10 protein-coding genes are annotated in these 11,646 nt (G+C 41.0%); 8 read left to right on the forward strand and 2 right to left on the reverse strand.

From position 1 onward, the window contains the following. Positions 1-253 precede the first annotated feature (253 nt). Positions 254-1,228 (forward strand): 2-hydroxyacid dehydrogenase, encoded by a 975-nt coding sequence (locus tag ABF638_RS34345; protein WP_435027274.1) that lies wholly within the window; start codon positions 254-256, stop codon positions 1,226-1,228. A 232-nt stretch (positions 1,229-1,460) separates the two neighbouring features. Here ABF638_RS34345 and ABF638_RS34350 read toward each other — a convergent pair whose 3' ends face one another. Then, positions 1,461-2,537, reverse strand: coding sequence for a PIN/TRAM domain-containing protein (locus tag ABF638_RS34350; RefSeq protein WP_069072181.1), 1,077 nt, complete (start codon positions 2,535-2,537; stop codon positions 1,461-1,463). A gap of 412 nt (positions 2,538-2,949) precedes the next feature. On the opposite strand from ABF638_RS34350, the gene hemW reads away from it, so the two are divergent. Further along, a complete protein-coding gene (gene hemW / locus ABF638_RS34355; protein ID WP_435027275.1) occupies positions 2,950-4,131 on the forward strand; it encodes a radical SAM family heme chaperone HemW in 1,182 nt (393 codons plus the stop codon). Between the two features lie 10 nt (positions 4,132-4,141). After that, entirely contained in the window at positions 4,142-5,032 is an 891-nt protein-coding gene (locus ABF638_RS34360; RefSeq protein ID WP_435027276.1) for a sugar phosphate nucleotidyltransferase, read from the forward strand. A 23-nt stretch (positions 5,033-5,055) separates the two neighbouring features. Here the strand turns inward: ABF638_RS34360 and ABF638_RS34365 are convergent, their stop codons facing one another. Then, entirely contained in the window at positions 5,056-6,549 is a 1,494-nt protein-coding gene (locus ABF638_RS34365) for an AAA-like domain-containing protein (RefSeq protein ID WP_435027277.1), read from the reverse strand. A 412-nt stretch (positions 6,550-6,961) separates the two neighbouring features. Between ABF638_RS34365 and ABF638_RS34370 the strand changes: the two genes are divergently transcribed. The 5 genes from ABF638_RS34370 to ABF638_RS34390 all read left to right on the forward strand — a co-directional run bounded on the left by ABF638_RS34370 (position 6,962) and on the right by ABF638_RS34390 (position 11,581). Then, on the forward strand, positions 6,962-7,411 hold the full coding sequence (locus ABF638_RS34370) for a hypothetical protein (protein ID WP_435027278.1): 450 nt from the start codon (positions 6,962-6,964) through the stop codon (positions 7,409-7,411). A gap of 288 nt (positions 7,412-7,699) precedes the next feature. Then, positions 7,700-8,467, forward strand: a complete 768-nt coding sequence (locus tag ABF638_RS34375; protein ID WP_435027279.1) for a glycoside hydrolase family protein — start codon at positions 7,700-7,702, stop codon at positions 8,465-8,467. Between the two features lie 101 nt (positions 8,468-8,568). Then, a complete protein-coding gene (locus ABF638_RS34380; RefSeq protein WP_435027280.1) occupies positions 8,569-9,717 on the forward strand; it encodes a hypothetical protein in 1,149 nt (382 codons plus the stop codon). Between the two features lie 37 nt (positions 9,718-9,754). After that, entirely contained in the window at positions 9,755-10,168 is a 414-nt protein-coding gene (locus tag ABF638_RS34385; RefSeq protein WP_435027281.1) for a hypothetical protein, read from the forward strand. A 288-nt stretch (positions 10,169-10,456) separates the two neighbouring features. Continuing rightward, complete coding sequence (locus tag ABF638_RS34390; RefSeq protein WP_435027282.1) at positions 10,457-11,581, forward strand: THUMP domain-containing class I SAM-dependent RNA methyltransferase; 1,125 nt, start codon at positions 10,457-10,459, stop codon at positions 11,579-11,581. Positions 11,582-11,646: the final 65 nt, after the last annotated feature.

An 11,646-nucleotide genomic window follows, 5' to 3' on the forward strand; every position in this document is an offset into this window, starting at 1 on the left:
ATAGTTATTGTATGAAAAATATCACTGAAAAACTCACAAAGTCAACAGACTAGCTGCTGCCTCCAGTCAGACATTGAGTCAGAGACTCAATGAATGCATTCCCAGGCGGAACCTGGGAACGAGGAAAGTCTTATCACAGCTAGGTTTTTAGGACTTGTGTGTACACCGTAGCGATCGCAGCGTGTTGTAGACAGGGCTGTTTTCCTCCTGCCTTTCCTGATAAATAATGGGAAGAATTTATTATTCCAAAACTATGCTTGAAGCTAAAGTCTTCGTCACTCGTCGCCTACCTATTGAATTAGAGGAACTGCGATCGCTCGTCACTGTGGAAGTTTGGCCAGAACGCCAACCCCCTCCCTACGAAATTTTACGAGAAAAAGTCCAGGAAATAGATGGATTGCTCTGTCTGCTGACTGACCAAATTGATCGGCAACTGATCGAGTCTGGGAAACTCAAAGTCATCAGTCAAATGGCGGTGGGTTACGATAACATTGACATTGCCGCCGCTACGGCACGGCAAATTCCCGTCGGTCATACTCCTGGTGTGTTAACCGATGCTACCGCAGATTTTGCTTGGGCATTACTCATGGCAGCAGCACGGCGAGTAGTTGAGGCAGATCGGTTTACTCGTGCAGGGTTGTGGCAGACTTGGGAACCAGACTTATTATTGGGGCCAAATGTTACGGGTGCTACCTTGGGGATTGTTGGTTTTGGGCGCATTGGTCAAGCGATTGCTCGTCGTGCCAAAGGGTTTGAAATGCAGATTTTGTATACGAGTAGGCAACGATGCAACCCAGAATTAGAACAATCTTTAGGTGTGGAGTTTGCTACGTTGGAACACTTGCTGCAAGAGTCTGATTTTGTAACACTGCACACACCATCTACTGATGATACGTATCATCTGATTTGCGATCGCCAATTTGAGTTGATGAAGCGATCGGCTATTTTGATTAATACAGCGCGGGGAAATATTATAGATCCAGATTCTCTGTATCGTGCCCTTACAAGTGGTCTAATTGCCGCTGCGGCTGTGGATGTCACCGAACCAGAACCGATTCCCAGCGATAGCCTGTTGTTAACTTTAGATAATCTAATTATTGCGCCTCATATTGGCAGTGCCAGTCGGCAAACGCGATCAAAAATGGCAACAATGGCGATCGCTAACTTAATTGCTGGACTGAGGGGCGATCGTCTAGCTTATTGTGTCAACCCCGAAATTTATCAATGAAGGCAGGAGGCAGGAGGAAGATTCTGACAAGTGTAAGTTGTTTATTTGGGCATCAGTAGGTACTCTCAAACAGAGTTCTAAACGTGGTTCAAATAACGAAATTTTGTTCTTGGGTGGGAAATCAGAAATGTGATGCCTCAATAGTGAGGTTTATGAGTCTAATTAATAAATAATCGGTGCAGTCAACCTGCACCGATTACCAAATGTGACTTGAATTAAACATCCCATTGTTTCACGCCAATGCTGAAGCTTGGGGTTTGGCAAAAATCATTCTTCCTGCTGTAGTTTGTAAAGCACTGGTTACTACTACTCGCAGTTCACCACCCACATAATTGCTGCCTTCTTCAACAACAACCATTGTGCCGTCGTCTAGATAGCCAATGCCTTGACTGGGTTCTTTGCCTTCCTTGAGAATTTTCAAATCCAGATTGTCGCCAGGTAAATAACTGGGACGGACGGCATTCACTAAATCATTCACATTCAAAACAGGTACTTTCTGAACGCTAGCGACTTTAGACAAGTTGTAGTCGTTGGTTAGCAGTGTACCGCTAATTTCTTGGGCGAAGCGCACTAACTTCGCATCCACTGTGGGAATATCTTCGTAGTCAACTGCATTGATCAGAATGCGATCGGGATAATCTTCTTTAATGCGGTTGAGAATTTCTAGCCCTCGTCTTCCGCGCACCCGTTTTTGGTCTTTGCTAGCATCCGCTACTTGTTGGAGTTCTTGCAAGACAAACTGGGGTACAAGTATTTGCCCTTCCAGAAATCCTGTTTCTAGTAAGGCTTCAATACGACCATCAATAATACAGCTAGTGTCTAAAACTTTGGTATTGGCGGGTTTTAGTGTTCCTTCCACTACCATCGATTCGACGGTGTTGGGATTAATGAACCGCAATAAGCCTCGCCCGTGAGTATCTGCCAAATTCATGCCAGTGACGGAGAGGATAATACTACCAACAACTGCCACCAGTGGCTTGATAAATCCAAAATCTGCCGGGATAGGCAACAAAAATAGTGGGGCTAGCATGAGGTTAGCTAACAATAGCCCAATCACTAAGCCAATGGCACGAGTTAAGATCACTTCCAGAGGCATTTCCTTGACTTGTGATTCTAGGCGACGATATGTCGTCTGGAAACTCAGCCCGATCGCACCACCAATAATGGCGGCAAAGACGGCAACAACTAAGCGTAGAGCTTCTAGATTCGTTACTTGATCTAGCGCCCCATTGGGTAACAGTTCGATGCTGTAGAACCCTATTCCCGACGCTGCTAGGATAAATGAGAAAATGATAATGGCGTCAAGCATGGTTGTCTTGTTTTCCTGAAATTGTGTTCACCGATAAAGTTAAGTATTTTTTATTTCATCGGTAAGATAAACTCATCAATAAGCAATATTGACTTACACTAAGGGTTTAGTAGGACAATATCTGCAATTATTATAACCAAAGGCTTTTATCTTAATATTTTTCATTGTTTCTTTGTAAAACGACAGAAATTTGTAAATAAACTACTCTTTTCGTAAGAATTCAGAATCCACAATCCAGAAGTCAGAATTAAGAAGACTTTGATACCCAAACTTAATAATTTTAATAAAATCAAGAAGTTATTACACGCTTGATTTTACAATTATTCTGGCTACTGACTCCTGACTCCTGAATTCTTACCTCATTTTTATTATCTCCAATTCGCAGTTGGGCTAACTTAAAACTTTTCTCAAAATGAGTCAAAAATTTAGTATTTCTGGAATTGCGAGTTCTGCTTATGTGCATATTCCCTTTTGCAGACGGCGGTGCTTTTATTGTGATTTCCCGGTGTCTGTTGTCGGCGATCGCTTGCGGGGCGAAACATCTGGTACTATCTCCCAATATGTTGAGGTGCTATGTCAAGAAATTGCCATTACACCAGCATTTGGTCAACCCCTAAAGACAATTTTCTTCGGTGGTGGTACTCCTTCTCTGCTATCAATAGCGCAGCTACAACGGATAGTAGGAGAGCTAGAGAAGCATTTTGGTATTGCATCTGGGGTAGAAATTTCGATGGAAATTGACCCAGGTACCTTTGATTTAGCACATATAACAGGATATGGCAGTGCAGGCGTGAACCGGGTAAGTTTGGGTGTACAAGCCTTTCAATCAGAATTATTGCAAAGGGCGGGGCGATCGCACTCAGTTGAAGATATTTTTGCAGCAGTGGAACTAATCCACCAAGTCGAGATTCCCGAATTTAGCTTAGACCTAATCTCCGGGTTGCCGCATCAGTCTTTGGATCAATGGCAGGATTCTCTCACCAAAGCGGTAGCGCTTCTACCTACTCACATATCTATTTATGATCTGACCATCGAACCAGGTACAGCCTTTGGTCGTTACTACAAACCTGGCGATACTCCTTTGCCCACGGATGAAGCCACAGTCAAAATGTACCAGATGGGGCAGCAGGTTTTGACTGGCGCAGGTTATGAGCATTATGAAATTTCTAATTATGCTCAATCTGGTCATCAGTGTCGGCATAATCGAGTGTATTGGGAAAACCGCCCTTATTATGGCTTTGGTATGGGTGCAGCGAGTTATGTTGAGGGGAAACGCTTCACTCGTCCACGTAAAACTAAGGAGTATTACCAGTGGGTGGAAGCTGGCGGTGTGATTGATTGTGATTTGACTCCCCCAAAGGAAGTATTGTTAGAAACGTTAATGTTGGGGTTGCGTTTGGCGGAGGGTGTGAGTTTGGCGGCGTTGGCGGAAGCTTATGGGGAAGAGAAGGTGGAGGAAATTTGCAGGTGTTTGCAAGAGTATTTTGAGAAAGGTTGGGTAGAAGTTGCAGAGGGAAGGTTGCGTTTGATTGATCCCCAAGGGTTTTTGTTTTCTAATGTTGTGTTGGCGGAGTTGTTTGAGAAGTTGGGGTGACGATCCATTTATGCAAAAAAATCAAGTTAGAAAAGCTGTGATTCCGGTAGCTGGTTTTGGAACTCGGTTGTTTCCAGCTACGAAAGTTGTGAAAAAAGAACTTTTTCCGATTATTGATCGAGATGGTAGGGCAAAACCTGTGATTCTCGCAATTATTGAAGAGGCAATTAGTGCTGGAATTGCAGAAGTGGGGATCGTGGTGCAGCCCGATGACAAAGAAATATTTGAAGATTTATTGAAAAACCCACCTAAAAAAGAACTTTTAGATAAACTTTCACCGCAGAATCAAGAATATAGCCAATATCTCCAAGATTTAGGCAGCAGAATTACTATTCTGTTACAAGAGGAGCAATTGGGCTATGGACACGCGGTATTTTGTGCCAAAGATTGGGTGCAAAATGAACCGTTTTTACTCATGTTGGGCGACCACATTTATACATCTGATATTGAAAAATCTTGTGCTAGTCAAGTTTTAGATGTTTACGAACAAGTGAATCAAAATGTTGTTGGTTTAACTAAAATGCCAGCAGAAATTATTCATAAAGCTGGGTGTATAACAGGAGTTTGGCAAGAGTTAAATTCGATTTTGTCAGTTACCCAACTCTATGAAAAACCTACTATTGAGTATGCACAACAGCATTTGCGTGTAGAGGGAATGGCAGAAAATGATTTTTTAGGTATATTTGGTTTGTATTTACTTACACCAAAAATTTTTGACTTTCTAGCAGAGCATATCAACAAAAATTTCCGAGAACGAGGGGAGTTTCAGTTAACATCCTGTTTGGAGGAATTGCGTCAGTCAGAGGGAATGACCGGATATGTTGTTAAGGGTAAATGTTTTGATACAGGCTTGCCAGATGCTTATCGTCAGACAATGATTGATTTTAGAAGCGTTTCCTAGCTCAAATGAACACTTGAGAAGGCTTACGGAAAACTTTTTGGCAGGCGAGCGCAAAAAAACGGACGAAATAACTCGCAGGCAAGACTTGTCTGAAGACCATGCAAATGCACTAACCCCATCTTGTGCAACTGGGAGGTTTGCACAGCCTCGCAATCTACAAGGCTTGATTGCTGAAGGATTTCTGTAAAGGATGGCCATAGATCGGGATAACGTTGCAGGTTTGACCATTGCTGTTCTAGATGGTCTGCATAGATAGCAGTGGCGATCGCAGAATTTTCTAAGAGTTGTTCTAGGGTAATTGTCTGCTGATGTAGATAGTAAAATGCCAGTTGCAACCGATAGGGATGTCCTCCTAAAAGGGCGATCACGTTCTTAATCTGTTGCGCCGTCATTTCCTCTCCCCACCGTCGAGCTAATTCCTGCACTTGATCTGGGGTAAACTCAGGTAACTCAATAACCAGCCCAGTATTCAATAAAGATTGATTGATCGCAACGCTCATCTGGATTTCAGTCGAATGAACCATTACCAGTCGTAGGTTGTGCCAAGGATTGCTGTCTGCTACCCTTGCTTTAGCTTGCTCAGACCAGGTTCGCAAAAGTAGAAGAAATTCACGAGTAATGTCCGGGTAGGCAAGCAGCTGATTAAGTTCATCGATCGCAATCACTAGGGGGCGATCGAGGTTAGCTAAGATTACATCCTCGAAGTAGTCTGTGGCGTTCGATTTGCTACCCAAGGAGTCAGTCCAAAAATTGGCGATAGTGTTCGGTACGTCTAACTGCTTACTGACTCTGGCACAGAACCATTGTAAAAAGCATTCTAGGTTCTGTAAAATCTCATCGTTGGCAAGTTGCAAGCTCACGGAAACAGTTTTATATCCAAGATTTTTTGAGTAAGCCAGGATACGAGTCATTAGCGAGGTTTTACCCATGTGCTTAGGGGCGCGAATGTTGATCGACACACCCGATTGCTGGATAGCTTCGTAACAAAGCGATTCGAGGATGGGACGGTCAATGTAGAAGACTGAATCCAGAGGCATCTGCCCTCCTGGTGGGGTGAGAGGACGAGGTTGCAGATTGTCTTGCAGTCGTTCCATTTTGTAGATTTGGGGGGTATTGCTGCGATGCCTACGACGGGCTACGCCTACGCAAAGCGTCTCCAACGCAGAATCGCAGATTGGTTGGATGGGACAGCAGGCTTCAGCAAGAGACGTTGAGCCAATCTCAGCAAGATTGTCTTGATGAGGCTCCATGTAGAGATAATCGTCCTTTAACAAGATCAGATTAAAGGCATCGAAGCAGCACTGCAAGGTTCGCTTATCGACTCCTACTGAGCGAGTAAATATCTTGCTGAGGGTATTGGGGGTTAAACCTGTTACCTCACTGAGGGCTTCAAGAGTGTATCGCTTAAAGTTTTGCTCAATTTCTACCTCAGCTTTTGCCTGATTGAGTTTCCTTAAACCTTGAGCCGTCAGAATCGTACCCCGCCGCCGGAGATAATTTTTCGATTGTAGTTGCATTTTTATTTATAGATAAAGTATAAAAGCGTACTTACTTAATCAGCTTGTTGATACAAGTGAATACTGTTATTACTTATCCAACTTACAAATTTATGCAGTATAGTTACAAAACTTACGGATGCAATTTCAAAAAGCTTATTATCAACGCGCTTCTGAGTTGGAGTTCCTTCAAGCAAAGGTAAATTGAAGCATAGTTCTTAACTTTGGGTTTTTTGTAAAGTTAAGAACGACGTTAGCTAATGGTTGTGAGACACTTAAATTTTCGGTAACTGAAACTAATATGGGGAATGGCTTTGGGAAATTGTTAGTGTTAAATATTTAATTTTTTTCTTAAAATTACAAACTTTGCTGGTGTTGGCGGCAGAAATTCTGCAAGATCAAATAGTAATTTTACTGAATAAAAAACAAAAAGATGTCTAATCCCAAACTTACTTTTTCAATGAAATTAAGTGATTCTTCAAGTTTAGTAACTGGAAACCTGGAGTTAATTGACCTTGACGGAAAAGAGATTGATTATCTGGCTACATCAGGACTCTGTGGATACCAAGATAAAGATAACATATGGACTAGAGCAAGAGGTCCTATTCCACCAGGTTCGGACTATTCTGTTCCTACTATTCCCTACTACTTATCTACAAAAGGAATAGAAGGTAATTTTTTTCACATTACACCAGACCCCATAACTTCCTCACAGGGAATAACCCGAGGAGAATTTGGGGTTCATTTTGATGCCAATGGTCCTGGCAGTGCTGGTTGCATTGTTTTAATACGCAAGGAATCCTTCAATACTTTTTGTGAACGGATGAAGAAAATTGCTGATGCTGGCGTAAATTCTATTCCACTTAAAATAGTTTATTCCTAATTTAGCAATCTGATATTAGAGAATGTTTGAAAAGTCAATAAAGGTGTATTTTTACCTTTCTGATTGGGCTTAACTGCGACGAAAACCAGGGTTTTAGCACTATATGGAGATGCTTTTTTGTGCTAACCATGTGGTCAAAGGAGCCTTTTCAAACATTATCTTTTAAAGCATAATTCTGCTCGATAAAAACAGTGCGCTCGTACCTTCTAAAAATATTTAGTTAGCAAGCGATGCTTTTTTTAGTATAATTCTAATCTTTTCTATTAAACAATAAGGAGTATATTTTTCATGACACACAAACATCTTCTTCTAAAACTCAATGATGGGATTTTTGATACTACACCAGAAGTCATTAATGAAGTCAAAATCCTACAACAATCTCTAAAGGATTGGGAAATTTTATCAGCAAACGAACTAATTGATGGAAAGTTCGGTAGTAAGACAGAACAAGCTGTTAAGCTTTTTCAGAGAAAGCACTCTCTCAAAGAAGATGGTAAAGTTGGTCAGAAAACTTGGGCGGTACTTTTGAAAGTATCTCCCTCTGAAGTAGAGATTATCTATCGCCCTAATGGTGGTAATAAAATTCCCGAGCAAGCAGTTCGGATTGTGACTCAGTTCGAGGGTTTTGTTGATCATGTTTATGATGACGGCGTGGGAGTAGCTACTATTGGGATTGGGACAACCCGGTACCCAAACGGACAACCTGTTCGTTTTGGCGATCAAAATATCACCTTGGAAACCGCTCAGAAGTATTTATCTCACGATCTCGAAACAACCGTTAATCAACTTGCCGCTTCAATTCCTCATTGGAATGAAATGAATAGGAATCAGCATTCCGCACTGATTTCGTTCGCCTACAATTTGGGCAATGATTTTTACGGAAATGATAATTTTAAAACTATTACTTCTACCTTGCAAGATAAGCGTTGGGATGACGTACCCAAAAATCTAGAACTATACTCCAATCCAAGAGATCCAAAAGTCCATGCGGGTCTTCTGAGGCGACGTAAAGATGAAGGTGAATTGTGGCAAGGAAAGGGGAGTTTTGCTGAATAGACTTTTCTGAAAATTGACCTCCCATACTTATCCTTAATGATAATTATGTTTTATTATTTATATTGCCAAAATGGTAAAACTCGATTCCCAAGGAAAACGCTATGTTATCAATGTCAAGATCGCTAAGGCTAATCACTCTTACTTTGCCATTATCTTTCATGTTAACTAGCTGTTATGAAGACTTAAAATCGGTTGAAGATTTTGGGCTAACATCTGCATCAATTCAAGAAAACTCAAGTAATTTGAGCAAAGATATCTACGATTCTTGCATTAGACAAGAATTAACAAAAATTTCCTATGAGAATGTTGAATATGAAAGAGGAACAACTCTACCTTCTGCTCCTTTAACACAGCCAACACCAGCAAATATATTGAGTCCATCTAGTAATTCCTCAGAATCTTTTAATTTTAATAGTCCCGTTAATCCCTACAAATTTCCGCCTGCTAGAATTAAAGCTGGCTGTCAAGATGCGAAATTACAATCAGAAATCGTTGAAGAATTAAATCAAGTCTTATTTACTTATGTTGAAATATTAGGAAGACTTGCTAGTGGAAACACCCTCAATTTTGAGCCGAGTTTGCAAGCAATTATCACCTCTATTACTCAAATTAGTGACACTAGGATGAATGCGGATAATACAAAAAAACAGGAGTTTGATCGAGGTTTAACTGATGGTCTTAATATTACTCAATCTTTGCTCAATCTTTATGCCGATAAACAAAGATATGAAAAATTAAAACCTATAATAATTTGTAACAATACTTCAATAAGTAGCTATATTAAAAACTTAGAAAAAATAGTCAATAATTATTACTTAGTAGGAGTGATTAAGGAAGAAGAAAATAAACTAGATCGTTATTTTGATGTTCGCTATCGTTTCAACATAATAAAGTTTAATAATAATCCGGAACGACTAAATAATGTAATAGTCACCTTGTCGAGTGAGTATGAGCAACAAACTCAGGCAATTAACCAGAAAAAGCAGGGAGTTTTAGCTTTTCTTGCCATTTTACAACAAACATCAACAACTCATAATTCTCTGGCAAATCAGTTTAAAGGAGATATGACCTCAGAAGCTGAAAAAACATTTTGTGGAAATTATTTTCCGAAAAAGAACGAAAATATTAATGTTTCTAAAGCTCAAGCACAAAAACTAGATTTTCACGAAATTCAATTCACTCGCCAAACTCTACGGAACTATCTAAAAGTTGTTAAACCTCTTGCCCAAAAACTAGAAAAATCATTCTAAAGACCAGACTGTAATTTGTATGAGCAAGCAAAAATATATGACGACAAAAAATTTAACCAAAGCGGATCTCATTGAATTAAGAACAAACCTTAGAAATTTGTGCAACCAAATTTTTGCGATCAGAGAGAATTTAGTCGATGAGAACAAAATCACTAAGCAAGAATATGAGCGAATGCAGGAGGCTGAAGAGGTATTCAATCGAGCTATAGAGAAAATCAACAATACTATTTTTGTCCAGATTATAATAGATACCGAATCTCCAAAAGCTGATATTGAATTTTCAATTAATAAAGCTATAAAGGGAATTAATGACTTACAAGATATTAATAAAAAACTACAATTTGTTAATGCTACAATACGACTTGTAGGAACGATAAGTTCAACAATTGGAACAGGAAATATAGCTAACTTAGCTGTTATTTTTGAAGAAATCAGAAAACTCCCATTGTGATCACAGATCTTGTCGTGCGATGTCTACGACGGGCTACCCCGGATTTCTCACCACACCTCTTAAAGCCTGCGTTTGTGCAGGGGAGAAGTAATAAGTAATGAGTAAGAAGTAAGAAGTTTTTACTCATTACTCATTACTCATTACTTATCTTCTGCTCCATCAAACGCCTTGAGAAGAGTGAGAAATGCGGGCTACGCCTACGATAATTTTGTAGAGACAGTCTTAATATGAGTTAAGCTAAAATGCGTGAATGGGTCAGCATTGAAAACAATGCTTTGGAATTAAAGGATGAATCAGTATTTTGCAACAGTTGCTCGCGGATTAGAAACCCTGGCGGCTCAGGAGTTAGAGCAATTGGGTGCCCATTCTGTGGAGCCAGGATTTTGCGGTGTCGCCTTTGAGGGCGATCGCACTTTGCTTTATCGCGTCAACCTCTGGGCTAGGCTGCCGTTCCGAATCTTGGTGAATATCGATGAGTTTCCATGCCAAAATGCCGATGATCTCTATCGCGGTATCCAAACTATCGATTGGGTAAACTATTTAACGCCAGATATGACCCTGGCGGTGAATGTCACAGGCAAAAACCAGCACCTCAACCACAGCCACTTCACATCTCTCCAGGTCAAAAATGCGATCGTTGATCAGCAGAAAGAAAATCTGGGTGAGCGTTCAAATGTAGAGCTTCATGACCCAGATGTGCGGGTCAATGTTCATATTGAACGTGACTTTTGTACCGTTAAACTCGACAGTTCTGGAAATAGTCTGCATCGTCGAGGCTACCGTCCTGCGGTTGGAGTAGCCCCTCTCAAGGAATCTCTCGCTGCTGCGCTCATTCAGCTTTCGGGTTGGGAGCCAAACCAGATGTTCTACGATCCTCTCTGTGGATCTGGCACTTTACCTTTGGAAGCTAGCTTAAAGGCACTGAACATAGCACCAGGGCTGTTTCGTGAGTCCTTTGGATTTGAAACTTGGCTCGATTTTGATTTGTCCCTTTTAGAAAAGTTGCTCCAAGAAGCTAAGGACAGTCAATTAGATACCCTTCCCGCACCTATTTGGGGAAGCGATCGCGATGAAAATATAATCGAGCAAGCGATTAACAATGCTCAAAACTGCGGCGTTGATAACCATGTATGGTTTTCTCAAATGGAACTTGCTGATGTTGTCGCCCCCGCAGACAGTGGGATTTTATTCTGCAATCCACCTTATGGCGAACGGCTGGGGCAAGATAGCGATTTAGGGGCGTTCTATAAACTTTTGGGCGATGTGCTGAAACAACGCTTCAAAGGCTGGACTGCATTTGTGCTGAGTGGGAACAAGGAACTGTCTCAATCAATTGGACTAAAATCATCCCGACGAATTGCGGTGTATAACGGAGCGCTGCCTTGTCAGTTAATGAAATATGAGTTGTATTAAGACAAAGACGCGATAAATCGCCGTCTCTACAAATAATCGGTCTTTTGTAGAGACGGCGATTCATC

It is taken from the genome of Nostoc sp. CALU 1950, from assembly GCF_051172895.1.
Lineage (GTDB): Bacteria > Cyanobacteriota > Cyanobacteriia > Cyanobacteriales > Nostocaceae > Nostoc > Nostoc edaphicum_A.

Coding starts and splice junctions, on each gene's coding strand:
- hemW (WP_435027275.1), top strand. CDS start 2,950: ATGAGTCAAAAATTTAGTATTTCTGGAATTGCGAGTTCTGCTTATGTG.
- ABF638_RS34350 (WP_069072181.1), bottom strand. CDS start 2,537: ATGCTTGACGCCATTATCATTTTCTCATTTATCCTAGCAGCGTCGGGA.
- ABF638_RS34360 (WP_435027276.1), top strand. CDS start 4,142: ATGCAAAAAAATCAAGTTAGAAAAGCTGTGATTCCGGTAGCTGGTTTT.
- ABF638_RS34390 (WP_435027282.1), top strand. CDS start 10,457: ATGAATCAGTATTTTGCAACAGTTGCTCGCGGATTAGAAACCCTGGCG.
- ABF638_RS34375 (WP_435027279.1), top strand. CDS start 7,700: ATGACACACAAACATCTTCTTCTAAAACTCAATGATGGGATTTTTGAT.
- ABF638_RS34380 (WP_435027280.1), top strand. CDS start 8,569: ATGTTATCAATGTCAAGATCGCTAAGGCTAATCACTCTTACTTTGCCA.
- ABF638_RS34385 (WP_435027281.1), top strand. CDS start 9,755: ATGACGACAAAAAATTTAACCAAAGCGGATCTCATTGAATTAAGAACA.
- ABF638_RS34365 (WP_435027277.1), bottom strand. CDS start 6,549: ATGCAACTACAATCGAAAAATTATCTCCGGCGGCGGGGTACGATTCTG.
- ABF638_RS34370 (WP_435027278.1), top strand. CDS start 6,962: ATGTCTAATCCCAAACTTACTTTTTCAATGAAATTAAGTGATTCTTCA.
- ABF638_RS34345 (WP_435027274.1), top strand. CDS start 254: ATGCTTGAAGCTAAAGTCTTCGTCACTCGTCGCCTACCTATTGAATTA.